This window comes from Mycobacterium sp. (assembly GCF_036490025.1).
GTDB lineage: Bacteria > Actinomycetota > Actinomycetes > Mycobacteriales > Mycobacteriaceae > Mycobacterium.
Genome location: NZ_DASXEP010000009.1, coordinates 1 through 24900, shown reverse-complemented (window position 1 = coordinate 24900; position 24900 = coordinate 1). Strand labels below are relative to the sequence as shown.

25 protein-coding genes and 1 pseudogene are annotated in these 24900 nt (G+C 65.6%); 20 read left to right on the top strand and 6 right to left on the bottom strand.

Going from position 1 to position 24900, the window contains the following annotated elements:
- The first annotated feature begins 34 nt into the window (after window positions 1–34).
- Window positions 35–2482, top strand: coding sequence for a [protein-PII] uridylyltransferase (locus VGG53_RS00970; protein ID WP_331516079.1), 2448 nt, complete (start codon window positions 35–37; stop codon window positions 2480–2482).
- Here VGG53_RS00970 and VGG53_RS00965 read toward each other — a convergent pair.
- On the bottom strand, window positions 2479–3264 hold the full coding sequence (locus VGG53_RS00965; RefSeq protein WP_331516078.1) for an alpha/beta hydrolase: 786 nt from the start codon (window positions 3262–3264) through the stop codon (window positions 2479–2481). The genes VGG53_RS00970 and VGG53_RS00965 overlap by 4 nt on opposite strands.
- A gap of 96 nt (window positions 3265–3360) precedes the next feature.
- On the opposite strand from VGG53_RS00965, the gene ffh reads away from it, so the two are divergent.
- The 6 genes from ffh to VGG53_RS00935 all read left to right on the top strand — a co-directional run bounded on the left by ffh (window position 3361) and on the right by VGG53_RS00935 (window position 10377).
- Window positions 3361–4929, top strand: coding sequence for a signal recognition particle protein (gene ffh / locus VGG53_RS00960; RefSeq protein WP_331516077.1), 1569 nt, complete (start codon window positions 3361–3363; stop codon window positions 4927–4929).
- On the top strand, window positions 4929–5996 hold the full coding sequence (locus tag VGG53_RS00955) for an amidohydrolase family protein (protein ID WP_331516076.1): 1068 nt from the start codon (window positions 4929–4931) through the stop codon (window positions 5994–5996). The genes ffh and VGG53_RS00955 overlap by 1 nt, the downstream gene beginning before the upstream one ends.
- 15 nt (window positions 5997–6011) lie before the next feature.
- Window positions 6012–6494, top strand: coding sequence for an NUDIX domain-containing protein (locus tag VGG53_RS00950; RefSeq protein WP_331516074.1), 483 nt, complete (start codon window positions 6012–6014; stop codon window positions 6492–6494).
- A complete protein-coding gene (locus tag VGG53_RS00945) occupies window positions 6491–7906 on the top strand; it encodes an MmgE/PrpD family protein (RefSeq protein WP_331516073.1) in 1416 nt (471 codons plus the stop codon). Before VGG53_RS00950 ends, VGG53_RS00945 begins: the two co-directional genes overlap by 4 nt.
- 63 nt (window positions 7907–7969) lie before the next feature.
- Window positions 7970–9772, top strand: a complete 1803-nt coding sequence (locus tag VGG53_RS00940; protein ID WP_331516072.1) for an amidohydrolase family protein — start codon at window positions 7970–7972, stop codon at window positions 9770–9772.
- An 8-nt stretch (window positions 9773–9780) separates the two neighbouring features.
- Window positions 9781–10377: a TetR/AcrR family transcriptional regulator gene (locus tag VGG53_RS00935; RefSeq protein ID WP_331516071.1), complete on the top strand. Its 597-nt coding sequence runs from the start codon at window positions 9781–9783 to the stop codon at window positions 10375–10377.
- A 3-nt stretch (window positions 10378–10380) separates the two neighbouring features.
- Here the strand turns inward: VGG53_RS00935 and VGG53_RS00930 are convergent, their stop codons facing one another.
- Window positions 10381–10776, bottom strand: coding sequence for an STAS domain-containing protein (locus tag VGG53_RS00930; RefSeq protein WP_331516070.1), 396 nt, complete (start codon window positions 10774–10776; stop codon window positions 10381–10383).
- A gap of 185 nt (window positions 10777–10961) precedes the next feature.
- Window positions 10962–11840, bottom strand: coding sequence for a D-alanyl-D-alanine carboxypeptidase family protein (locus tag VGG53_RS00925; RefSeq protein ID WP_331516069.1), 879 nt, complete (start codon window positions 11838–11840; stop codon window positions 10962–10964).
- Between the two features lie 116 nt (window positions 11841–11956).
- Here VGG53_RS00925 and VGG53_RS00920 point away from each other — a divergent pair, with 116 nt between their 5' ends.
- From VGG53_RS00920 to trmD, 5 genes are all read left to right on the top strand, one after another.
- The gene (locus VGG53_RS00920; protein ID WP_331516067.1) at window positions 11957–12376 is read left to right on the top strand and encodes a nuclear transport factor 2 family protein; all 420 of its coding nucleotides are present in this window, start codon (window positions 11957–11959) and stop codon (window positions 12374–12376) included.
- 189 nt (window positions 12377–12565) lie between these two features.
- Window positions 12566–13105 (top strand): 30S ribosomal protein S16, encoded by a 540-nt coding sequence (gene rpsP / locus VGG53_RS00915; protein ID WP_331516066.1) that lies wholly within the window; start codon window positions 12566–12568, stop codon window positions 13103–13105.
- An 8-nt stretch (window positions 13106–13113) separates the two neighbouring features.
- Window positions 13114–13356 carry an RNA-binding protein gene (locus VGG53_RS00910; RefSeq protein ID WP_325681425.1) on the top strand — a complete coding sequence of 81 codons (243 nt, stop codon included), beginning with the start codon at window positions 13114–13116 and terminating at the stop codon, window positions 13354–13356.
- A 24-nt stretch (window positions 13357–13380) separates the two neighbouring features.
- A complete protein-coding gene (rimM, locus tag VGG53_RS00905) occupies window positions 13381–13902 on the top strand; it encodes a ribosome maturation factor RimM (RefSeq protein WP_331516065.1) in 522 nt (173 codons plus the stop codon).
- Between the two features lie 12 nt (window positions 13903–13914).
- A complete protein-coding gene (gene trmD / locus VGG53_RS00900; RefSeq protein WP_331516064.1) occupies window positions 13915–14604 on the top strand; it encodes a tRNA (guanosine(37)-N1)-methyltransferase TrmD in 690 nt (229 codons plus the stop codon).
- Here trmD and VGG53_RS00895 read toward each other — a convergent pair.
- The gene (locus VGG53_RS00895; protein ID WP_331516114.1) at window positions 14601–15494 is read right to left on the bottom strand and encodes a hypothetical protein; all 894 of its coding nucleotides are present in this window, start codon (window positions 15492–15494) and stop codon (window positions 14601–14603) included. The genes trmD and VGG53_RS00895 overlap by 4 nt on opposite strands.
- Before the next feature lie 260 nt (window positions 15495–15754).
- Here VGG53_RS00895 and rplS point away from each other — a divergent pair, with 260 nt between their 5' ends.
- The 4 genes from rplS to VGG53_RS00875 all read left to right on the top strand — a co-directional run bounded on the left by rplS (window position 15755) and on the right by VGG53_RS00875 (window position 18158).
- Window positions 15755–16096: a 50S ribosomal protein L19 gene (gene rplS, locus VGG53_RS00890; protein WP_325694368.1), complete on the top strand. Its 342-nt coding sequence runs from the start codon at window positions 15755–15757 to the stop codon at window positions 16094–16096.
- A 72-nt stretch (window positions 16097–16168) separates the two neighbouring features.
- A complete protein-coding gene (gene lepB / locus VGG53_RS00885) occupies window positions 16169–17029 on the top strand; it encodes a signal peptidase I (RefSeq protein ID WP_331516063.1) in 861 nt (286 codons plus the stop codon).
- Between the two features lie 2 nt (window positions 17030–17031).
- Window positions 17032–17856, top strand: coding sequence for a ribonuclease HII (locus VGG53_RS00880; protein ID WP_331516062.1), 825 nt, complete (start codon window positions 17032–17034; stop codon window positions 17854–17856).
- Window positions 17853–18158 carry a DUF2469 domain-containing protein gene (locus VGG53_RS00875; RefSeq protein WP_007171389.1) on the top strand — a complete coding sequence of 102 codons (306 nt, stop codon included), beginning with the start codon at window positions 17853–17855 and terminating at the stop codon, window positions 18156–18158. The genes VGG53_RS00880 and VGG53_RS00875 overlap by 4 nt, the downstream gene beginning before the upstream one ends.
- 6 nt (window positions 18159–18164) lie before the next feature.
- Here the strand turns inward: VGG53_RS00875 and VGG53_RS00870 are convergent, their stop codons facing one another.
- Window positions 18165–18935 carry a GAF and ANTAR domain-containing protein gene (locus tag VGG53_RS00870; RefSeq protein WP_331516113.1) on the bottom strand — a complete coding sequence of 257 codons (771 nt, stop codon included), beginning with the start codon at window positions 18933–18935 and terminating at the stop codon, window positions 18165–18167.
- 168 nt (window positions 18936–19103) lie between these two features.
- Between VGG53_RS00870 and VGG53_RS00865 the strand changes: the two are divergent.
- From VGG53_RS00865 to VGG53_RS00850, 4 genes and pseudogenes are all read left to right on the top strand, one after another.
- Window positions 19104–21029, top strand: a pseudogene (locus tag VGG53_RS00865) (APC family permease); the annotation flags it as partial.
- Between the two features lie 530 nt (window positions 21030–21559).
- Window positions 21560–22840, top strand: coding sequence for a PPE family protein (locus tag VGG53_RS00860; RefSeq protein WP_331516061.1), 1281 nt, complete (start codon window positions 21560–21562; stop codon window positions 22838–22840).
- A 31-nt stretch (window positions 22841–22871) separates the two neighbouring features.
- Complete coding sequence (locus VGG53_RS00855; protein WP_331516060.1) at window positions 22872–23051, top strand: PE domain-containing protein; 180 nt, start codon at window positions 22872–22874, stop codon at window positions 23049–23051.
- A 14-nt stretch (window positions 23052–23065) separates the two neighbouring features.
- Window positions 23066–24529 carry a PPE family protein gene (locus VGG53_RS00850; RefSeq protein ID WP_331516059.1) on the top strand — a complete coding sequence of 488 codons (1464 nt, stop codon included), beginning with the start codon at window positions 23066–23068 and terminating at the stop codon, window positions 24527–24529.
- A 186-nt stretch (window positions 24530–24715) separates the two neighbouring features.
- On the opposite strand, the gene VGG53_RS00845 is transcribed toward VGG53_RS00850, so the two are convergent.
- Window positions 24716–24900 (bottom strand): hypothetical protein (locus VGG53_RS00845; protein ID WP_331516058.1); only part of this gene is annotated, 185 nt, incomplete at its 5' end.

Here is a 24900-nt window from a genome sequence, read left to right as displayed (position 1 = left end):
CTCCTTCGGAGTAGCCGATCCGACTTGGACGGGAATGAAACAGCCGGAGGCCGCGGGCAAAAGCGCTAGCCCGGCCAGCGATTTGGCCGCTGCCCGGGAAAAGCTCCTCGCCCGGGGACCGAATGAACTTGATTCGGCCGGCCTACGCGAAGCGTGGGGCGAGCTGCACGAATTCTGGCTGACCACAAAGGCCACCGAGATCGGCATCGCGGCCGGGAGCGGCTTTGCGATCGTCGCGACTGGCTCGCTGGGCCGTCGCGAGCTGGTGCCCTACTCCGACCTCGACCTGCTGCTGTTGCATGATGAGATGCTCGTCGACGCCGTCCGGCAGGCTGCCGATTTGCTGTGGTATCCGTTGTGGGACGCCAACATTCGGCTCGATCACAGCGTGCGTACCGTTGCCCAGACGCTGAAGGTCGCCGGCGCGGACGTGTCCGCCTGCCTGGCGATGCTTGATGCCCGGCACATCGCCGGCGACGAGGAGCTTTCCGGCCGGCTCATCGACGGAATCCGTCGCCAGTGGCGGGCCGGAATCCAGTCCCTGTTCAGTGAAGTCGTCGACGAGACGCACGCCCGGTGGCGTCGCTGCGGTGAGATCGCCCACCGCGCCGAACCCGATCTGAAATTGGGCCGCGGCGGCCTTCGCGATATTCAGCTGCTCGACGCACTGGCCGTTGCTCACCTGACCGACCGGTTGACCGTCGGCGAGGCCGACGACCCGCTCGGTTCGCTCACCGGCGCCCACCTGACCCTGCTCAACGTCCGCACCGAGCTCCACCGGGTCTCCGGGCGCGCGCATGACCTGGTGTTGGCGCAGTTTGCCGACGAGATCAGCGCCGCGTTGCACATCGGCGACCGCTTCGACCTGTCGCGGGCGCTGTCCGACGTGGGCCGCACGATCAGCTACCGCGTCGACGCCGGGCTGCGAACCGCCTCCAACGCGTTGCCGCGGCGCGGGATTACGGCGATCCGGCGACGTCCGCGCCGACCGCTGGACGAGGGCGTGGTGGAGTACGCCGGCGAGATCGTCCTCGCTCGCGATGCCCGACCGCAAAGCGACCCGGCACTGTTGCTGCGAGTCGCCGCGGCCTCGGCGGTCACCGGATTGCCGATTGCGGTGTCCACGCTGACGCGGCTGGCCGATACCGCGCCGGAACTTTCCACGCCGTGGCCGCGCGACGCATTGGACAATCTGTTGGTCATGTTGACCGCCGGGCCCGACACGATCGCGGTCATCGAGACGCTGGACCGTACCGGGTTGTGGGGCCGACTGTTCCCGGAGTGGGGGGCGGTGCGCGACCTGCCGCCCCGCGACGTCGTCCATATCTGGACAGTGGATCGCCACCTTGCCGAAACAGTCTCGCGGGCAAGGATTTTCACGACCCGGGTGGCCCGATCCGACCTGCTGATCCTTGCCGCGCTGCTGCATGACATCGGGAAGGGACGCGACGTCGATCACAGTGTGCTGGGGGCTCAGCTGGCCGCCCAGATCGGCACCCGGCTCGGAATGTGGCCGTCAGATATCGAGATGCTTTCCAAGCTGGTGTATCACCACTTGCTGTTGTCGAAAGTCGCTATCCGGCAAGACCTCAACGATCCGAAGACCATCGCCGCCGTTTGCGAGGCGCTGGACGGAGACCCGGTGCTGCTGGACGTATTGCATGCGCTGACCGAAGCCGATTCGCTGGCCACCGGTCCGGGGGTGTGGAGCGACTGGAAGGCATCGCTGGTCGGCGATTTGGTGCGGCGCAGCCGGATGGCGATGAACGGCGAGGCCCTGCCGCAAGCCGACCCGCTCGACCCCGAGTACATCGCGCTGACTGCCGATCGCACGGTGCACGTCGAGCTGCGGCCCGGCCACGATCAGCGCCTGCATCACGCGGTGGTAATCGCCCCCGACCAGCGTGGGCTGTTGTCCAAAGCGGCCGGTGTGCTGACGCTGAACTCGCTGCGCGTGCATTCGGCGTCGATCAATATTCAAGAGGGAGTCGCGATCAGCGAATTCGTGGTGTCGCCGCACTTCGGCAGCCCGCCCGCCGCCGGCCTGCTGCGTCAGCAGCTGATCCGGGCGCTGGGCGGGCAGACCGACGTCCTGGGCATGCTGGAGCAGCGGTCGGCCGCTGCGAACCCCAAGCCGGTCGGCGACGCGCCGACCGCTGTTCCGGTCCATCATTTGAGTGCCCCACCGCGGATTTTGTGGTTCGACGGCGCGCCGGGCCGATTGATCATCGAGATCCGGGCCAACGACCGCCCCGCTCTGCTCGCGCTGCTGACCGGTGCGTTGGAGCGCGCCGGGGTGAACATCGACTGGGCGAAGGTGAGCACGCGCGGGTCGATGGTCGACGATGTGTTCTGCATCGCGTTGCCGCCGCGAACCGCTGCCGCCAAAGCCAAGGGCGAGCCCGGGTCCGGCACGCGATCGGCGATCGAGCACCACCTGTTGGCCGTTTTGGAAACGCCCGCGGCCGCGGCCGCGGGCTAACTGAGGTCGCGGGTCTGCAGCCACGCGTGAATGCGTTCGGCGACGCCGGCCCAGCCGGGCTCTTGCATCATGTTGTGTCCCATGTCGGGAAAGAATTCCGCCTCGGTCCGGTAAGCCTTTGCCGTGGCGCGCACCTCGGCGTTGGTGACCATGCCGTCGTCCGCGGCGCCCAAGACCAGCATCGGCGTACTGACCCGGTTGGTTCTCACCCGTCGGAACAGCGGGTCGATCAGCGACGCGCGCACCGCCTCGGTTTGCACGCGTGCCGCCCACGATACGACGATGTCATCGGGTGTTTGCGCGCTGAAAAGGTACTCGCGGACGAGTGGTGTGGTTCCGATGAAACCGGTCAAATTGCCGACCGGCAGCGAGCGCATGGAGACCCACGGGTGGCGGCTCCAGATTCTCGTCGCCAGGCCGAGTACGCCGCGCGGCGGCACGGACGCCACCAGGACGGCCGCCGGGGCGTCGTGGTTCTCGAGGTATCGCTGCACCACGAAGCCGCCCAGCGAGTGAGCGATCAGCACCGGGTGGCCGCCGAGACTGTCAGCTGCGACACGGACGTCGTCCACGTAGTCGGCAATCGAGCAGGCGTGAAATCGCTTCGCGGTGGGACTGCCGCCGTGACCGCGCAGACTCACTGCGACCGCGCGATAGCCGGCATCGGCGAAGTAGTCCACGAAATTGGCCCAGCATGAGGCGGAATGCCAGCCCCCGTGGACGAACAACAGCGGCACCGGATGCGCTTGGCTGACAGATCCCTTGTCGATCACCTCGAGCATGCGTCCATCCTGGTCCAACGTCGACTTGTCGTTGCATTTACCAGCTATCCCGCCCGACAACCCGACGCTCGGCGAACGCCCACTAGGCTGGGCGGCGTGTTTGAATCGCTGTCCGATCGGCTCACCGGTGCCCTGCAAGGACTTCGCGGCAAGGGCCGGCTGACCGAGGCCGACATCGACGCCACCAGCCGCGAAATCCGGTTGGCGCTGTTGGAGGCCGACGTCTCGTTGCCCGTCGTCCGGTCGTTCGTCGGTCGAATCAAAGAACGCGCCAAGGGCGCGGAGGTGTCCGGGGCTCTCAACCCGGCCCAGCAAGTCGTCAAGATCGTCAACGAGGAACTCATAGCGATCCTTGGCGGGCAGACCCGTCAGCTGGCATTCGCGAAGACGCCGCCGACTGTGGTGATGCTGGCCGGTCTACAGGGCTCCGGTAAGACCACGCTGGCCGGAAAGCTGGCGCTGTGGCTGCGCGGCCAGGGTCACACCCCGCTGTTGGTGGCCTGCGACTTGCAGCGGCCCGGCGCGGTCAGTCAGCTGCGCATCGTGGGGGAGCGGGCCGGTGTCGCGGTCTTCGCGCCGCACCCCGGCACCTCGGCGGATGCGGAGGCCGACCAACAGGCCGGCCCCGGTGATCCGGTTGCCGTCGCCGCGGCCGGACTCGCGGAGGCGCGGGCCAAGCACTTCGATGTGGTGATCGTCGACACCGCCGGACGGTTGGGTATCGACGAGGAGATGATGGCCCAGGCCGGCGCGATTCGCACTGCCGTCGATCCCGACGAGGTGTTGTTCGTTCTCGACGCGATGGTCGGTCAGGACGCCGTGGCCACCGCGCAGGCGTTCGGCGAGGGTGTCGGCTTCACCGGTGTGGTGCTGACCAAGCTGGACGGCGACGCCCGCGGTGGTGCTGCGCTATCTGTCCGCGAAATAGCCGGTGTGCCAATAATTTTCGCCTCAGCTGGCGAAAAGCTGGAGGACTTCGACGTCTTCCACCCCGACCGGATGGCCAGCCGCATCCTGGGCATGGGCGACGTGCTGAGCTTGATCGAGCAGGCCGAGCAGGTCTTTGATGCGCAGCAGGCGGAAGCTGCCGCCGCCAAGATCGGGTCCGGGGAGTTGACGCTGGAGGACTTCCTCGACCAGATGCTGGCGATCCGCAAAATGGGTCCGATCGGCAATCTGCTGGGAATGCTGCCCGGCGCAGGCCAGATGAAGGAGGCCCTGGCGGCGGTCGACGACAGCCAACTCGACCGGCTACAGGCCATCATCCGCGGCATGACGCCGCAGGAGCGAGCCGACCCGAAGATCATCAACGCCTCGCGTCGCCTGCGCATCGCCAACGGTTCGGGTGTGGCGGTGTCCGAGGTCAATCAACTCGTCGACCGGTTCTTCGAGGCCCGCAAGATGATGTCCTCGATGGTGAGCAGCATGGGCATACCCGGGCTGGGCCGAAAGTCGGCGACCCGAAAGAACGCAAAAGCCAAGGGCGGCAAGGGAAAGAAGGGCAAGAAGCGTGGGCCGACGCCGCCCAGGGCCCGCGGTCCACTCGGCGCGGGTATGCCGGCCGGGTTCCCCGACCTGTCCGACATGCCGCAGGGGTTGGACGAATTGCCGCCCGGCTTGGCCGATTTCGATCTGTCCAAGCTGAAGTTCCCGGGTAACCAGTAGTGCCCCAACACGTTCGAGGGATCGGTCTGCCCGACGAAAAACCAATCGAACTGTGGATAGTTGACGGTCGGATCAGCCGCGAACCGTTCGGCGGCGCTGACACGATTTTCGATGGTGGCTGGATTCTGCCCGGGCTGGTCGACGCGCATTGCCATGTCGGGCTGGGGCCGCAGGGCGGCGTCGAACTCGACGAGGCGATCGCACAGGCCGAGACCGAGCGCGATGTCGGTGCGCTGCTGCTGCGCGACTGCGGATCGCCGATCGACACCCGCAGCCTCGACGGCCGTGACGACTTGCCTCGCATCATTCGCGCCGGTCGGCATCTGGCCCGTCCCAAGCGGTACATCCCCGGCTTGCCGATCGACATCGAGGACGAATCACAGCTCCCGGAGGCGGTGGCGCTGCAGGCACAACGTGGCGACGGCTGGGTCAAGTTGATCGGCGACTGGATCGACCGTGACATAGGCGATTTGGCGCCGCTGTGGTCCGACGACGTACTGACGGAAGCGATCGGCGCCGCCCACGCCAATGGCGCGCGGGTCACCGCGCACGTCTTCGGCGAGGACGCGTTGCCCGGATTGATCCGGTCGGGGATCGACTGCATCGAGCACGGCACCGGGCTCACCGACGACATCATCGAGTTGATGGTGGAATACGGGACCGCGCTGGTGCCGACCCTGATCAACGTCGAGAACTTTCCCGGCATCGCCGACGCCGCGCAAAAGTATCCCGTCTACGCCGCCCACCTGCGCGACCTGTACGCCAACTGCTATCCCCGGTTGACCGCGGCCCGAGAGGCCGGCGTTCCGATCTATGCCGGCACCGATGCGGGCGGCATGATCGCCCACGGGCGGATCGGCGACGAAGTCGAGGCGCTGACCCGCATCGGGATGACCCCCACCGAAGCGCTCGGCGCGGCGTGCTGGGACGCCCGTGAGTGGCTCGACCGTCCAGGATTGGACGACGGCGCTTCGGCAGACATGTTGTGCTACTACGACGATCCCCGTTACGGCCCTGAGGTGCTGCACCGCGCGGACGTGGTCGTCCTGCGCGGGCAGTTCTACTGACCCGGCGGGCCCACCGTGCCGATCCCTGAATTCATCGTCGCGCTTCGCCAGCACATCGGACACGCGCCGTTGTGGTTGCCCGGGGTAACCGCGGTGGTCGTTCGCGACCAGCACGTGCTGCTGATCAAACGGTCCGACAACCACGCGTGGACACCAGTCACCGGAATCGTCGAGCCGGGGGAGAATCCGGCGGAGTGCGCCGCCCGAGAAGTGTTCGAAGAGAGCGGTGTTCACTCGACCGCCAGGCGATTAGCCTGGGTGCATGTGACCCGCCCGACCGTCCACGCCAATGGGGATCACGCGCAATACCTCGATCACGTGTTTCGGATGGACTGGGTGGCCGGCGAACCATACCCCGCAGACGAGGAGAGCATCGAGGCCCGCTGGTTCGATCTCGCCGAGATGCCGGATATGTCCGACGACATGAATCGGCGAATCGAGGTAGCCAGGGAGGGCAATCTCGATTCAGCGACAGTTTTCGAGACAGGCACGTCATGACTCACCAAAGCCCCGCCTACACCGTCGACCACCTCGCAGAATTCGTTGTCAACGCTGATCAGTCCGACGTCAGCGCGAACGCATGGGCGACGCTGAAACGCAATGTGCTCGATAGCGTCGCCTGCGCGGTGGGCGCCCTCGACGGTGAGCTCATCCCCGCGATCCGCACACACGCCGAGCAGTTCAGCGGCCGCCCGACAACGACTTTCGTCGGCGGTGGACGTGCATCAGTGGATCAGGCGGCCTTTTTCAACGCGGTGCTGGTGCGCTATCCCGATTTGCTCGATACCTATCTGACCCCGGGTGGCTTGTGCCATCCGGCAGACAACTTCGGCGCGGTGTTCGCCGTCGCCGAACATGTGGACGCCAGCGGCGCGGACTTCCTGCTGGCTCTCGCTGTCGCCTACGAGGTCCAATGCCGGTTCAGCGCAGAAGTTCCCGTGATGGCTCGCGGTCTCAACCACGCGCTGCAATTGGCGATCTCGGTGGCGGCCGGCTCGGCCAGGCTGCTCCATCTCGAAGTTGGACAGACCGCGGGTGCCGTCGCTGCCTCCGCAGTGGACAACGTGTCGCTTGCGGCCGTGCATACCGAACCCGTCTCGACGTGGAAGGGTATCTCACCGGCGATCACCGGGATGCGGGCTGTCTACTCCACCATGCTTGCGAGCCGCGGAATCACCGGGCCCCGCGCGCTTTTCGAGGGCCCCAACGGGCTGGTGCAGTTGTTCGGCCAGCCTATCGACTTGCACTTGTCGAACCGCTCACTGATCGCCGTCGAGCAGACCTATCTCAAGCGGTACTGCGCGCTGATCCATGGCCAGGTGGTCATCGATGCGACGCTGGCCCTTCGCGACCAGCACGGCATCACCGGTGCCGACGTCGCGGCGGTGACGCTCGAGGTCTTCCAGGGTGCATTCGACATCGCCGGCGGTGGGCATTACGGCAACAAAGAGCACCCGTCGACCAAGGAGCAAGCGGATTACAACCTCAAATATCTTGTGGCCGTGGCGCTGCTGGACGGCCGAGTAGGCCCCGAACAGCTTGAGACGCAACGTGTCCGACTCGGCGATGTCCAAGATCTGCTGGCGAGGGTGGATGTCGAGGCCGCACCGGACTTGACTCAGGCATACCCCGAACACACCCAGGCCCGCGTGCACATCACGCTCAAGGACGGTCGCGACTTTCACCGCGAGCAGTCCGACTTCGAGGGATCACCCACCCGACCCATGTCATGGGATCGGGTGGTGGAGAAGTTCCACTGGCTCGCCGAACCGTTCGCCGACACCGCACTACGCGCCGAGATCATCGACGCCGTGCACCGGCTGGACGAGATCTCACTAGCCGAGCTCGCGGCGCTGCTCGGTGCGGTGAGTCCAGCGGCGCAGCGTTCGCGTGCCAGGGGCCGGTTGTAACGGGCCGACCCAAAAAAGATTGCGAGCACTCGCTATCTATGATAGCGTCGCCATACCCCAAAGGTGCGGAGGACGGCAGTGAGCTACGACGTGATCATTCGCGACGGATTGTGGTTCGACGGCACCGGTCGCACGCCGCAAACCCGCACGTTGGGCATCCGCGACGGTGTGGTGTGCACAGTGTCATCGAGCCCGCTGGACGAGACCGGTTGCCCCGAAATCATTGACGCGAAGGGCAAATGGGTCGTCCCCGGATTTGTCGACGTGCACACCCACTACGACGCCGAGGTATTGCTGGATCCCGGACTACGTGAGTCGGTCCGCCACGGTGTCACCACCGTGCTGCTCGGCATGTGCTCGCTGTCGACGGTCTATGCCGGCGCCGATGATGCCGCCGACCTTTTCAGCCGAGTCGAGGCGGTGCCGCGCAAATTCGTCCTGGGTGCGCTGCAGGACAACAAGACGTGGTCGACGGCCGCGGAATACGTCGAGGCGATCGACGGCCTTCCGTTGGGCCCGAATGTCAGCTCGCTGCTTGGTCATTCGGATCTGCGGACCGCGGTGCTCGGCCTTGATCGCGCCACCACCCGCGATGTGCAGCCCACCGACGCCGAACTCGACAAGATGGCCGCATTGCTCGACGATGCGCTCAAGGCAGGAATGCTCGGCATGTCCGGGATGGACGCGGCGATCGACAAGCTCGACGGCGACCGCTTCCGCTCCCGGGCGCTGCCCTCGACGTTCGCGACGTGGCATGAACGCCGCAAGCTGATCAAAGTACTGCGCAAGCGCGGCAGGATTCTGCAAAGCGCACCCAACGTGGCCAAGGCCGAATCCGGGCTGCTGTTCTTCCTGGCCAGTAGCCCGCTGTTCGGGCTGCGCAAAGCTGTGCGCATGAGCCTGCTGGTATCTGCCGATGTCAAGTCGATGCCGTTGGCGGTCCACGTCTTCGGCTTGGGCACGCGGCTGATGAACTTCCTGCTGGGCTCGAAGGTGCGCTTCCAGCACCTGCCGGTGCCTTTCGAGCTGTACTCCGACGGCATCGATTTGCCGGTGTTCGAGGAGTTCGGCGCGGGCACCGCGGCGCTACACCTGCGAGACCAGTTGGAGCGCAACGAGTTACTGGCCGACAAAGAGTACCGCCGCAAGTTCCGTCGACAGTTCGATCGTGTCAAACTCGGACCATCACTGTGGCACAAGGACTTTCACGAAGCGGTGATCGTCGGTTGCCCCGACCAGACGTTGGTCGGCAAGAGCTTCGGAGCGATTGCCGAGGAGCGGGGACTACATCCGCTGGATGCTTTCCTCGATATCCTCGTCGAGAACGGTGAGCGCAACGTGCGCTGGACCACCGTCGTTGCCAACGATCGGCCCAAGCAGCTGAACAAGTTGGCCGCCGATCCGAGCATCCACATGGGCTTTTCGGATGCCGGCGCGCATTTACGCAACATGGCCTTCTACAACTACTCGCTGCGGCTGCTCAAGCGCACGCTGGACGCTTACCGAGACGGTCAGCCGTTCCTCACCATCGAACGCGCGGTGCATCGCCTGACCGGAGAGGTGGCCGAATGGTTCGGTCTGGACGCCGGGACGCTGCGGGAAGGCGACCGCGCCGATTTCGTGGTGATCGATCCTGTAGGCCTGGACGGGTCGGTAGACGGCTATCACGAGGAGAAGGTGCCGTTCTACGGCGGCCTGAGCCGCATGGTCAACCGTAACGACGCCGCCGTCGTGGCAACGGGTATCAACGGTGCGATCGTCTTCCGCAACGGCGAATTCCGGGATGGCTACGGCAAGACCGTGAAGTCCGGCCGCTACTTGCGAGCGTCCGCCGGGCGACCGCAACTCGTCGGTTCGAAGGCATAGGTCTGCGGATGGCAAGGACCCAGCAGCAGCGCCGGGAAGAGACGGTGGCGCGACTGCTCGAGGCCAGCATCGCCACCATCATCGAGGTCGGGTATGCCCGGGCCTCGGCGGCCGTGATCACCAAGCGGGCCGGGGTGTCCGTCGGCGCCTTGTTCCGGCACTTCGACACGATGGGCGACTTCATGGCCGCCACCGCCTACGAAGTGCTTCGGCGGCAAGTGGATTCGTTCACCAAGCAGGTGGCCGCGATACCTTCCGACCGGCCGGCGCTGGAGGCGGGACTGACGATCCTGCGGGACATCACCAGTAGTTCCACCAACGCGGTGCTCTACGAACTGATGGTCGCGGCGCGCACCGACAAAAAGCTCAACGCCACTTTGCAAAACGTCCTCGAGCAGTACACCAGCAGGATCTGCGACGCCGCGCGTGCCCTGCCCGGCGCCGAGAATTTTTCACGGGAGACGTTCCCGGTCCTGGTGGCGGTGCTGACCAACAGCTTTGACGGTGCGGCGATGGTGGGGGCAGTGCTCCCGCAACCTGAGATCGAAGACCGACGGATCGCCCTGCTGTCGTCGTTGTTGAGCGGAGTTGGGCTGCCGGCCTGACCGTCAGCTGTCGGTGAGTTTGCTGACCGCGTCGTCCAGTCTTCGGCAAAGACTCATGAGCTCGTTGATGCCCAGCAAGGTGAGTGGCCGGTGGGTGGCGGGCCCGTCGGCGACCACGCAGAACCGGGCGGACTCGCCGAGGTTATCCCGGGTCTTCATCAAAACACTGATACCGGCCGACCCGAGGAATTCGACCTTGGACAAGTCGACGATCAGGCCTTTCGGCTTTGTCGCCAGCGCGGAATCGATCGCCTCGGCCATCCCGGGGGCAGTCAGCATGTCCACGCTTCCACTGACGGACACCACCGCCAGCCCCTCCATCTCAGATGCATGGGCGCTGAAGTCGTCCTTCTCGGATTGAGGTGGCGACCCCGACGCAGCATGTTGGTTTTCGGCCATTATCGATCTCTCATTCCTTGGCTGCTAGCGACGCAGACATCGTTGGCAACGGCTGTCGACTCAACCCACGGACAGTGTCGACTCGTGTCGACGCGAGGCCGTGAACGGTTATATCGGACTCCTGCGCAATAGATTGCCACGGCACTGGAAGACTAGCCCAATCCCCGGCGGGTGTCGTCGAAGCCCTACAGCATGCCGATCGCCGACTCGGGGTTGAGCGCGAAGCCCCAGTCGAGCAGGCCGCCGGCCTGATCCCAATAGCTTGGCCCGCCCTCGTGCACCAACCCGTACATCATCGCGACCACCAGTCGGCGGCCCCCGCGAGCGGCGGCGCCGACGAACGTCTTGCGTGCCGCGTCGGTGAATCCGGTCTTGCCGCCGACTGCACCCGGGTAGCGGGTCAGCAGCTCGTCGTGGTTGACGATCTGGCGCTCGCCGCCGTTGTTGGAGTCGCCGGGAAACACAGCCGACGGCTCGGCGGTGATCTGAGCGAACACCGGGTTGGCCATCGCCGCGCGGAAGATCACCGCCAGGTCGTGGGCTGTCGACCAGCCCGATCCGCCGGGGCCGTCCAAGCCCGACGGGGTCGACGCATGGGTGTTCACCGCGCCCAGCGATGCCGCTTTGGCGTCCATCTTTGCCACCGTGGCGTCCGCGCCGCCCATCATGCGCGCCAGCGTGTTGGCCGCGTCGTTACCCGACACCAGCAGCAGCCCGTCCAGCAGTTGGCGCGCCGTGTAGCTGCGACCGGCTTTGATGCCCACGCAGTTGCATTCGACCTGGCTGTCCGCCGGTTCGGCGACGACAGTCGAGTCCAGGCTCAACTGGTCGAGCGCCACCAGTGCCAACAGCACCTTGATCGTGCTGGCGGGTGGATGACGAACGTTCTCATCGCGCGCGGCCAGCATCTGACCCGAATCGAGATCCGCGACCAACCAGGTCTGCGCCGGTCCATCGGGGATGGGCACCGAACCGACCGGCTGAACGCCGGCATCCGCCCACGCAGTAGTGCCGGTGCCGACAAGGCAGAACACAGCCGCGAGTGCGGCGAGAAGCATCCGCATGGCCACAGAGCGTACCGGCCCGCTCCTCCTCGGCTTGCCGAACAACCCGCATCGTCGCCGGGCGGAGTATCGGGCCGGCCGGTCCGCCGTTGTCCGCGGAGGTGTTCAATCGACGAATGTTGAGCCATGCCGAAATCTCTGACCGGATGGAGATCCAGCAGCTGATCATTGATTACTCCACCGCGATCGATACCCGCCGCTTCGACGACCTTGACGCGGTCTTCACCCACGACGCCTACATCGACTACACCGCCCTGGGCGGCATTGAAGGGCGCTATCCGGAGGTCAAGGCCTGGTTGGCGGAGGTGCTGCCGAACTTTCCGATGTACGCACACATGCTGGGCAATTTCTCGGTTCGCGTCGACGGGGACACCGCGTCGTCGCGGACGATCTGCTTCAATCCGATGGTGCTCGGCGGTGACAAGGAGCAGGTGATGTTCTGCGGGTTGTGGTACGACGACGACTTCCAGCGCACCGACGACGGTTGGCGGATGACCCGTCGGGTCGAAACAAAGTGTTTCCAGAAAATCCTGTAGAAGCCGCACCCAACCTGAATTTCTGAGTTAGTGCCTGGTTCTGGCACAATGGGCGGCTGTCCGCCGCGCGACCCACCGGCAATCACGGTGCTTGCTCGGCGGTCACACATGCGAGGCAAAACCGGATCCGGGCATCCCGCCCGAATCGCTGAATTGCAGCGTGACACCCGTAGGAGAAGTTGCTCAACCATGGCTGTAAAGATCAAGCTCACCCGGCTCGGAAAGATCCGCAACCCGCAGTACCGCGTCGCCGTCGCCGATTCACGCACGCGGCGCGAAGGCCGGGCAATCGAGGTCATCGGCAGGTATCACCCCAAGGAAGAGCCGAGCCTGATCCAGATCGATTCCGAGCGCGCTCAGTACTGGCTTTCTGTGGGAGCTCAGCCCACCGAACCCGTCCTGAAGCTGCTCAAGATCACCGGTGACTGGCAGAAGTTCAAAGGACTGCCCGGCGCTGAGGGCAGGTTGAAGGTCGCCGAGCCCAAGCCCAGCAAGCTCGAGCTGTTCAACGCCGCGCTGGCCGCTGCGGACGGCGGTCCCGACACCGAGGCTGCGACGCCGAAGAAGAAGAAAGCTCCGGCGAAGAAGGCCGCCGCCGAGAAGGCCGCCCCCGCGGACACCGCCGAGAAGGCTGACACCGCCGAAAAGGCTGACGACGCCGAAAAGGCTGACGACGCCGCCAAGGCGGCCGAGGACGCCGAGCAGGCCGAACCGGCGACCGAGAGCTGACCACCGCCATGAGTACCGTCGTCGTCGACGCCGTCGAACATCTGGTCCGCGGGATCGTCGACAACCCCGACGAAGTGCGCGTTGATCTGGTGACCAGCAGGCGGGGCCGGACCGTCGAGGTGCATGTCCACCCCGACGATCTGGGCAAGGTGATCGGGCGCGGCGGACGCACCGCGACCGCGCTGCGCACACTGGTTGCCGGCATCGGCGGTCGCGGCATCCGCGTCGACGTGGTGGACACCGACCAGTAGCGGAGCCCAGCCGATGGAACTCCCTTGGAGTTGATAGTCGGGCGCGTCGTCAAAGCGCACGGCGTCACTGGAGAACTCGTCGTCGAGGTTCGCACCGATGACCCAGAGCTTCGGTTCGCGCCCGGTGCGCTGTTGCGCGCCAGGGGATCTGATCGCCGTGAGCGCAACTATGCCGTCGAGGCTGCCCGTCCGCACGGCAGCCGCCTGCTGGTGCGGTTGTCCGGCGTTGCCGACCGCGATGGCGCCGACACGCTGCGGGGCTGTGTATTCGTCGTCGACTCCGCCGACTTGCCGCCCATCGATGAGCCGGACACCTACTACGACCACCAGCTCGAAGGTCTGCGAGTGCGGACGGCCGCGGGCGGCGATATCGGGGTTGTCACCGAGGTTTTGCACACTGCGGCCGGTGAACTGCTGGCCGTCAAGCGCGACGAGGCCGCCGAGTTGCTGGTGCCGTTCGTCGGCGCGATCGTCACATCGGTGTCGCTGGAGGATCGTGTCGTTGAGATCGATCCGCCCGACGGGCTCTTGGACCTGGAGAACTGAGGGCACAGGGTGATGAGAATCGACGTCGTGACGATATTCCCGTCGTACCTGGATCCGCTGCGACAATCGTTGCCGGGCAAGGCCATAGAGTCCGGTCTGGTTCGGCTCGAGGTGCATGACCTCCGCCGCTGGACGCACGACGTGCACCGCTCGGTCGACGACGCGCCGTATGGCGGCGGTCCGGGGATGGTGATGAGAGCGCCGGTGTGGGGTGAGGCACTCGACGAGATCTGTTCACCGGCAACGCTTCTCGTGGTCCCGACGCCCGCGGGCGCATTGTTCACCCAGTCGACCGCGCGGCGCTGGGGCGATGAATCGCATCTGGTGTTCGCATGTGGGCGTTATGAGGGGATCGACCAACGGGTCGTCGAGGATGCCGGTAAGCGGATGCGGGTGGAGGAGGTGTCGATCGGGGACTACGTGTTGCCGGGCGGGGAGTCGCCGGCACTGGTCATGATCGAGTCGGTACTGCGTCTGATGCCGAACGTGTTGGGCAATCCCCTTTCCCACCAAGATGATTCGCATTCCGCCGGTGTGCTGGAGGGTCCGTCGTACACGCGGCCGCCGAGCTGGCGTGGACTCGATGTCCCCGAGGTGTTGCTGTCCGGTGATCACGCCCGCGTCGAGGAGTGGCGCCGGCAAGCCGCAGAGCAACGCACCCGCGAACGCCGTCCCGACCTGTGGCAGCGGGGCCGAGGTTAGGCTTCGATCCGCCCGGACGGAAACATCGTCTTGACGGCCTGGGTGATCGTTGCCCGCGCGGTGGCGTCGTCGGAGGGTTGCAGCGACTCGATCGCCATGACGTATCGCTGGTCCGCGCCGATGATGCCGGTGGACAAGTGCATCCAGCTGCTGCCGTCCATGCAGCACATCCAGCCCTGCTTGACGGCGACGGGTTCGGCGTAGAGCCCGTCGGGAATGCCGAATCGCTGCGGGTAGCCGTCGGCTCCCGTGGCCGTCGACCCGGCGAGGTCGTTGACGATGATCTCGCCGCGTTCGCCCGACAACCCGCCGGACCCGTTGAGCAGCATGTCGTAGTAGTGGACCAGATCCGAGGCCGAGCTGACGGTGTTCCACCACTGCCCGTCGCTGGGCGGCGCGGTGGACGTCAACCCATACCGTCCCACCACGTCGTTGATGATCGTCTCGCCGCCGCCCGCAGCCCAGAACGTCTCCGCGGCGCCGTCGTCGGAGGATCGCAGCATGCTGTCCAGCGCCTGGCGCTCGGCCGACGAGAGCTGGGTGGCACCGTCGCTCGACGCCTGTGACAGCACAGCGTCGGCGATGAAGAGCTTCGCCACCGACGCGATCGCGACCGGTTGGTCATTGCTGTTCGACAATGTCTGATTGGTCATCCGGTCGAGGACGGCAATCGAGATGGTGGCGCCGGTGGCGGCGGCGTCGTCGGTGGCCTGGGCGATGCGGGCCGGCAATCCCTCGAACGTGGCCGCGGGCGCCCCGGGCGGCGAGTCGGGGGCATTGATCGCCGGCGGCGGGCCATCGGGCGAGCTGTACGCCGTCGCGCAGCTGGTCGTCGACACCGTCAGCATTGCAGCGGTGGCGATCAGCAGGATCGGCAGCCGCGCTCGCATGGCCATATGCACGGTCATGTGTACCATTCGGCGACGTCACGGCCGGCCAGGAGGCGGCGGCGATTCGACGTGATTTCGCTGCGTGGTCCCGATCTGGCACAATTGACCAGTTGTCTCCAGCGGTTGTCGGCCGGCCGGCCCGCACCCGCCCACTGCGAGACGCGCCCAGATGCCCGATCCATCGGCTAGGTTGCCTGCTCACATGCCCGTAGCGGTGAGCAGCACCACGCAGCCGCGACTGCAAGGAAGTGTCTTCCGACATGAACACGCTGGACTTCGTCGACAAGACGTCGCTGCGCGACGACCTCCCGGCTTTCAACCCCGGTGACACGATCAATGTGCACGTGAAAGTCATCGAGGGCGCCAAGGAGCGCATCCAGGTGTTCAAGGGCGTGGTGCTGCGCCGCCAAGGGGGCGGGGTCCGAGAGACCTTCACCGTCCGCAAGGAGAGCTACGGCGTCGGTGTCGAGCGGACCTTTCCGGTGCACTCGCCCAATATCGACCACATCGACGTCGTGACCCGTGGTGATGTCCGACGCGCCAAGCTCTACTACTTGCGTGAGCTGCGCGGCAAGAAAGCCAAGATCAAGGAAAAGCGCTGATTTTCGCCGATCGGTCGGCGATTTTGCCGTAGCCCTGCCGAATCGCGCGGGGGTGCTGACTACGCTGAAGCGGTGACTGAACCGACCGACTCGCCTGAGGGTCAACCCAAATCCGGTACGGCCGAGCCAGAAGTCGCAACGAGCCCTCCGCCCATTCCAGAGCCGGATGGATCGGCTGACGAGGACGAACACGTCGGCAAGAAGCGGGCGGCGCTGCGGGAAACGGTGATCCTGGCGGTCATCGCCCTGGTGCTCTACTACATCATGTTGACGTTCGTGGCCCGTCCCTACCTGATCCCGTCGGAATCGATGGAACCCACGCTGCACGGCTGCTCTGGTTGCGTCGGCGACCGGATCATGGTCGACAAAGTCACCTTCCGGTTCAGCTCACCGCAGCCCGGCGACGTGATCGTGTTCAAAGGACCGCCGCCGTGGAATGTGGGCTACAAATCCATCCGCTCGCATGATGCGGCGATCCGCTGGCTGCAAAACTCGTTGTCGTTCATCGGCTTTGTGCCTCCTGACGAGAACGACTTGGTCAAGCGCGTCATCGCGGTAGGCGGACAGACCGTGCAGTGCCGCAACACCACCGGGCTGACCGTCAACGGCACGCGGTTGAACGAGCCGTATCTGGATCCCGCCACGCTGAACACCGACCCTGCGGTCTACCCCTGCCTGGGGCCCGAGTTCGGGCCCGTCAGCGTCCCGCAGGGACGATTGTGGGTGATGGGGGACAACCGCACTCACTCCGCGGACTCCCGTGCGCACTGCACCAGCACGTCGGGCGATGCGATGAACGGACTGCTGTGCACCGGTGACCCGATGGCCGGCACGGTCCCGGTCGACAACGTCATCGGCAAGGCGAGATTCATTGTGTGGCCGCCCTCGCGATGGGGTGCTGTGCGTGCGGTGAATCCTCAGCAGAACCACTAGTCATGGTCACCACCTGGCCGCCGCGGACGGTGATCCGCAAATCATCGGGCCTGCGCACCCTGGAGTCGGCCCTGTACCGCAGTGGTCTTGGACCCGTGGCCGGGGTCGACGAGGTCGGGCGCGGGGCGTGCGCCGGACCACTGGTGGTCGCCGCGTGTGTGCTTGGCTCGGGTCGTTTGGAAAGCCTTGCCGCTCTTGATGATTCGAAGAAGCTAACCGAAAGGGCGCGGGAGAAGTTGTACCCGCTGATTCGCCGATACGCGCTGGCTTACCACGTGGTATTCATCCCCTCGACCGAGGTCGACCGGCGCGGCGTGCATGTGGCCAACATCGAAGGGATGCGACGGGCGGTGGCCGGGCTAGCGGTTCGTCCCGGCTATGTGCTCAGCGACGGCTTCCGGGTGCCGGGGCTGCCCGTGCCATCGCTGCCGGTCATCGGAGGCGACGCCGCGGCGGCGTGCATCGCTGCGGCCAGCGTGCTGGCCAAGGTCAGCCGGGACCGGTTGATGGTGGCGATGGAGACCGACCATCCGGGTTATGGCTTCGCCGTGCACAAGGGCTACAGCACCCCGGCGCACTCGGCCGCGCTCAACGAGCTGGGGCCATGCTCGGAGCACCGGCATTCATTCATCAATGTGCGTCGGGTGGCGACCAGTTCGGGTATCCGGACGGTGGCGGAGTGCCTGCCGGGCGACGATGCGGGCCGGTATCGGCCCGAGAAGGAGTCCGGCTATACAGCCCAGCCGGGTCAGCAGGCCGAGAACGGGTGGGGAAAGATGGAGCACGGCGGTCAACCACGGGATGGAGAAGGACGGCTGAGCAGATGAGTGCCGAAGATCTCGAAAAGTATGAAACCGAGATGGAGCTCTCGCTGTACCGCGAATACAAGGACATTGTGGGACAGTTCAGCTACGTGGTGGAAACCGAACGCCGCTTCTATTTGGCGAACAGCGTCGAGATGGTTCCCCGCAACGCCGACGGCGAAGTGTACTTCGAGCTGCGGCTGTCCGACGCATGGGTGTGGGACATGTACCGGCCGGCCCGGTTCGTCAAGCAGGTGCGGGTTGTCACCTTCAAAGACGTCAACATCGAAGAGGTGGAAAAGCCCGAGTTACGTCTGCCCGAATAGGCGACTCTAGGGCCGGGGGGACGACTGGTCGTGCTCGCCGAACATCGGCTTACCACGGTTCTCGATGACACTGCGCGCAACGTCGGCGAGCTTGATGTTGAGATCCTGCGAATACCGGCGCAGCACGTTGAAGGCCTCCTGCTCGTCCACGCCCTGCAGCATCATCAGCATCCCGACGGCCTTCCCGATCTCGCGGTTGGACAACAGCCCGCGCCGCAGCGTAGAGACGTCCTCGCCCTGCGCGACGGCATTGATCGCCACGCTGGCAAATGATGCCAGCACGACGGCCTGGCCGGCGGCCTGGGTGTCGAAGACGTTCGGCGTGTCGCTGAACAGGTTGAGCGCGCCGGTCTTGCGCTTGTCGACCAGGATCCGAAAGCTCATCGCGCCGCGCACCGGCGTCTCGGCGACCATCCGGGCCGCCAACTTGGGCCACTGCGTCGGCGCGGTCAGGTCGCTTTCGATCTGTGGCGTCTCTTCTTCGATCGCGTCGACGCACGGTCCGTCACCGGCGAGGCGTTCAAGGTCGTCGACCTGCTGCGCGATGCGGTCGCTGGCACCGACGGTGACGTAGCGGCCCTCGCGGCGCACCAGCAAGCTGGCGTGATCGCATCCGGTGACCACCAGCGTCGCCGCGACGCAGATCGCCGCGTAAACCTCGCTCGATTCCGAGCCCTGATAGATGATCTCGGCCAGCGCGGAGAACACTGTGCCGGGGTCTGCGGTCCCCGGTGATTTCACGGAATCGCCGTTCGCCTCGTCTGCCACGTCGACCATCATCTCAGGCTGCTTCCACGGCACGCCCGGGTATCGGCGTTTCCGCAGGATCCTTGACCGACGGCGGGGCCGCGGCGGGTGTCAAGATCGCGTTAAGGAACGCCTTCAGCCGTCAAGATCCCGTAATGAAGACGGCGGCGACGTGGCGCCACCGGTTAGGAATAACCGATGGCGGATTTTTTTGAGCAGCGGATCGTGCCGTCTTTTTCCGATGGCTGGAAGAGGACCTTCCTTGGGAAGCCGATGATCAACGACCAGTTGCAGCACGAGAGATTGTCGAATCCTGTTGCACTGGGGGTGCTTTCATGCGACGCGATATCCTCGACTGCCTACGGCAGCGAGCAGATCATGATCGAGTTGCTGCCGGCGGCCGGAATGGCCGCATTCGCATTGTTGATTCCGGTCACCGGCGTCATCTTGTTCATCCTTGTGCTGGTAGCAGCCTCCTACCGCCAGGTTGTCATCGCCTACACCCGATCCGGCGGCTCCTACGTCGTCGCACGGGACAACTTCGGTCCGAAGGTCGCGCAGGTCGCGGCCGCGGCGTTGCTGATCGACTATGTGGTCACCGTCGCAGTGCAGTGCGCGGCGGGCACGGTCGCGGTGGCATCGATGATTCCCGCTCTCGGTCCCTACAGCCTGGAAATCACTGTCGCTGTGGTGCTGCTCATGTGTTTCGCCAACCTGCGCGGTTTACGGGAAGCCGGTCGGCCGTTCGCGCTGCCGACCTACTTCTTTGTGAGCATGGTCTCGCTCACGATCGTGGTCGGCGTTATCCGCGAGCTTCTCGGGAATCTGGGCACATACGACGCCGAGCACATCGCGGGAACAGTGCCGCTTCATCACGGCAACGGCCTGATCATGGGTGCGACGCTGCTCATCGTGCTGCGGGCATTCGCCAACGGTGGTTCGTCGCTCACCGGAGTCGAAGCCATCTCCAACACAGTCAACAGCTTTCGTGAACCTGAAGGGCTCAACGCCCGCAAGGTCCTCACCGTCATGGCCTGCATCCTGGCATTCTTGCTGGCAGGGGTGGCCTGGCTGGCGCACGTCACCCACGCGATGCCGTACGTCGACGGCTATCCGTCGATGTTGTCGGAGATCGTCAGAATGATCTTCGGCAGCGGCACCGTTGGAAAGGTGCTCTACATTCTCGTCCAGGTATCGACGGCGCTGATCTTGTTCACCGGTGGCAATACCAGCTTCAACGGCTTCCCTGCGTTGGCGAGTTTCGTTGCCGAGGACCGTTTTTTGCCGCGGCCGCTGATGAAGCGTGGTCATCGGCTGGTGTTCTCCAACGGCATCATTGCGCTGACCGTGCTCGCGGTGGCGTTGTTGATCGTGACGGGTGGTTCGCTCGACGCCTTGGTGCCGTTCTACGCAATCGGGGTGTTCACCGGCTTCTCGATGGCCGGCTACGGCATGACCAAACACTGGCTGACCCATCGTGGGCCCGGCTGGCGGCCCAAGCTGGTGATCAACTTCTCCGCGGGAGTGTTGTCGACGATCGTGGTGGGAATCTTCGCGGTGGCCAAATTCACCGAAGGTGCATGGCTGGTTGTCATTATCTTCCCGCTCTTGGTCTTTGCGCTGATGCGGCTCAACCGGCAGTATCGCGCCGAGGCGTCGGTGCTGGAGATGTCGCGCACCGAGCGTCCCGGCTTGGCCAAGCATGACCGGCACCGGGTGTTCGTTTTCGTGGACAGCGTCGATCTCGCCGAGGTCGAGGCGATGCGCTACGCCAAGGGGTTGGAGGCCGACGAGCTGGTCGCGGTGCACTTTGTGTTGGACCCGGCTCATGCCGGGCAGTTGCGGGAGCGCTGGCAGCGCTTCGGATACGTCACCGAGTTGCGGTTGGTCGAGTGTCTGGATCGCAACTTGAGCCGGGCCGCCGACGAGTTGGTTTCGCAGGTCAAACGGGACCATCCCGACACCATGGTGACGGTCCTGTTGCCGCGGCGTGAGTACGCACCGCTCCTGGGCCGGTTGTTGCATGACCGCACCGCCGACAAGATCGCCCGGGTGGTCAGCCGAATTCCGGGTGCGAGCCCGCAGATTGTGGCCTACGACGTGGGATCGCGGGTCGCGCGGGCGCTTCGGGGTGGGGACGGTGACGGTCCTGGTCGATTACCGGAGTTCGCCGAAAAGGTGCAGGCGACAACGACGGTGTCCTGAAAAACCACATTGGTGCGGCGCGACCCGTTTGGCAGAACGGTGTTCGCTCGGCAGCGAGGCCCGCCAGTGGCGATGCCCGATGACGAGGTGACGACGGCTTCAATCAGTCGAGAATCGAGCCAGCCCAAGGCATTTCCTATCGCGGAGCGTTTCGCGCCGCGCCGAAGAAAGGTGCTTGCAAGGTACCTGCCGCCAGGCGCTGTACGGAAAGCGGTCGAGTTGAATGTGGCCGGTTTGGTGATGTGATGCTTGGTGGGCGTCGGCGGCCCTTTCGGGATTTCGATGAAGACCGGCGTACCGACTGCCGGGGCGCCTTGCTCGCGTTCATCACCGGCGAGGGCGACGAAAATTCTGCGCGGCCCGTTTGGCAGATATCTGCGAGGGTATGCCGAACAGTTAGCGGCCCGCTGCGACCGCCGTCCCTTTGTGGCCACGGGAGGGGTGCGATGATGGATTTCGGGTTGCTGCCTCCGGAGATCAATTCCGGTCGAATGTATGCCGGTCCGGGATCTGGGCCGATGCTCGCTGCCGCGGCCGGCTGGGACGATTTGGCGGCTGAGTTGCAGTCGACGGCGGCGTCCTACTCCTCGGTGATCTCGGATCTGACTGCTGAGTGGCAGGGTCCGTCGTCGACCACGATGGCTGATGCGGTTGCTCCATATACGGTGTGGATTCGCGCTACTGCTACCCAGGCTGAGCAGACCGCTACCCAGGCCAGGGCGGCGGCGGCCGCCTACGAAACCGCGTTCGCGGCGACGGTTCCTCCGCCGGTGATTGCAGCCAACCGCGCTCTGCTGATGTCACTGATCGCGACCAACATTTTTGGTCAGAACGCTTCGGCGATCGCGGCTACTGAGGCCCAATACGCGCAAATGTGGGCCCAGGATGCCGTGGCGATGTACGGCTATGCCGGCTCTGCGGCGACCGCCTCGCAGGTCACGCCGTTCGACCCTCCGCCGCAAACCACCAATCCGGCCGGGACGACCGGCCAGGCCCCCGCCGTCACCCAGGCCACCGGCGCGCAGGCGCAGTCGTTGCCACAGCTGATGGGTTCGTTGCCTCAGTCGCTGCAAAGCCTCGCAGCACCTGTGTCATCTGCGGTGACCGCTGCGCCGGGCGACCCGTTATTCACCCCCGCGCAGATATGGGCGACACTGTTGACAAGCTATTTCAACGGCACCATCGGGCCACTTAGCCCGGAAAAGCTTTATGACCCCTTCGGCGCCTTTTACGACTTGGGCGCCCAGAGCTTCCTCGCTCCGTTCAGCAACTACAACATGCAGGTGGCGTACGGAAATGCCATCGCTGGCGTGGGGGCACCCGCGTCCGGCGGCGTTGCTCCGGGGACAGTCGGCGCGCTGGGTCCGGGGACGGCCGGCGGGCTCGGTCCAGGGATCCGCGTCGCGGGCTCAGCAGGCGACGCGTTATCGCCCGGCATGGGCCGCGCCGGTTTGGTCGGAAGCCTGTCGGTGCCCCCAGGTTGGGCGAGTGCGGCCCCGGCGATCCGGACCGTCGCCGCCGTGTTGCCGCAAACCAGTGTTGGTGCCGTTCCCGCGGCGGTTGCGGCAGAGAGCCAGGGCGGCTTGTTCAACAATATGGCCTTGTCGGGTTTGGCGGGTCGGGCCATGGTCGGCACCGGCGGTCCGGTTGCCGGCGCCATCGGGGGAGGCGCCGGCGCCGCTCACGGCGTGGCCACCTCTGCCACCATCATCGTGATCCCGGAGGACTAACACCGTTGAGCCCACGAGAAAGGGTAACGACATGTCTTTCGTCACTACGCAGCCGGCACAGTTGGCGGCGGCCGGCGAGTTGGCGGGCATCGGCTCGCAGATGAACGCGCAGAATGCGGCGGCGATCCATGAGATGTTCGTCAACACGCTCGGAACCAGCGCGGGCTCCTATGCCGCTACCGAGGCCGCCAACGCCGTCGCGGCCACTTAAGGACTGGAGTTGCAATGGATTTCGGAGCCTTGCCGCCGGAGATCAACTCCGAGCGCATGTATTCGGGTCCCGGCTCGGGCTCGATGCTGGCCGCCGCGGCGGCCTGGGACGGGCTGGCCGCCCAACTTCGTTCGACGGCAGCCTCCTACGCCTCGGCGATCTCCGGGCTGACCGCCGACTGGCAGGGTCCGTCATCGATCACGATGGCGGCCGCGGCGGGCCCGTACGCGGCGTGGCTGCGCGCCACCGCGACACAGACCGAGCAGTCCTCCGCCCAGGCCCGGGCGGCGGCCGCCGCCTACGAGGCGGCGTTTGCGGCCACCGTGCCGCCGCCGGTGGTCGCGGCCAACCGCGCTGCGCTGGCGTCGTTGGTGGCGACCAACATTCTCGGGCAGAACATGCCGGCGATCGCGGCCACCGAGGCGCAGTACGCCGACATGTGGGCGCAAGACGCCGCCGCAATGTACGGCTATGCCGGCCAGTCCGCGACCGCCGCGCAGGTGACGCCGTTCACCTCTCCTCCGCAGACCACGGACCCCGGCGGACAGGCTGCCCAGTCCGCCACGGCGGCCCAGGCCGTCGGCACCTCGGCCGGCACCGGCGCGCAGTCGGCATTGGGGCAGCCGATGTCCGCAGCGCCCTCGGCACTGCACGCCCTCGCAGCCCCCACCGCGCCGGCTCAAGCTTCGCTTCCGTCCTGGCTGTCCCTATTTATCAGGGACGTGCTGAACCCCTTCGGTTCTTTGTCCCCGGTTGAGAAAGGCGCCGAGTTTTATGAACTGCCGGCCACGGTGTCGCTGCCGGCAAGAAATGCCCTGGTCAGTAGCACCTTGGCTTTCAATCTGCTGGCGCGGGGATTCAGTACCGGGCAGGTCCCAGCCCCAATTGTGCCGGGAGAGCTTTACCCGCCATTAGTAGGCCCGACTGCGACCGCAACGGCCGGGTCGGCGGCGTCCGCGGCCGGTCCTGCGGCCGGGTCGGCAATGTCGGCGGGGGTCGGGGAGGCCGGTTTGGTGGGGTCGTTGTCGGTGCCGCCGAGCTGGGCGGTGGCCACCCCGGCGGTCAGGCTGGCCGCCACCGTCTTGGAGGCCACTGGACCGGCGGCCGCTCCGTTGGTCGCGGCGTCCAGCCAGGGGGGCCTGCTTGGTGAGATGGCGCTGGCAAGCCTGGCCGGCAGCGCGCTGGGGAATACCGTTCCCCGTGCCGCGGAGGAAACGATTTCGCCTGGAGGTGGCGCTAGCTCGCGGGACAACAACGAAGGTGCGGGCAACGACAAGGACAGCAAGACGCAAGAGAAACTCAGGCGCGTCCTTGCGGAGCTGTCGCAGAAGCCGGAGTCGGTGCAGCACTGGCACACCGACAAAGCGCATCTAGAGGGACTCTTGGAAGAGCTGTCGCAGAAACCGGGCGTCCACGCGGTGCACGTGTCCGCACGCGATAAGCCGATCGCCGCGCCGCGCCAGCCCCGGTGGGGCTGAATTGAAGCCACAAAGCGTCACGGGTTGACCTTGGTTGCCGCCTGCGGAGTTCGACAGGAAATTTCTCGGACCAGCACCCGCGGGGGCATCACATTCAAACTTGAGACCTTGGCGTGACGCGCGGAAAGCTTTAGCCCTTGAGCACCAATGCTTTTCGTGCCAACACTCACCGGCCGACGATCGCGATCAATGCTTCGTTGATTTGTGACTGCGTACTTCGTAGGGCACGATCGTGGCCGCGGAGCCCGGGGTCCGGCTGACGGCTTCGGCGATCTTGTCGGCGGTGCGGTCATGCAACACCAGTCCAAGGGGCCCGTATGCGCGGCGCGGCATCAGCATCGTCACATGGGTGTCCGGATGTTTGTTTCGCT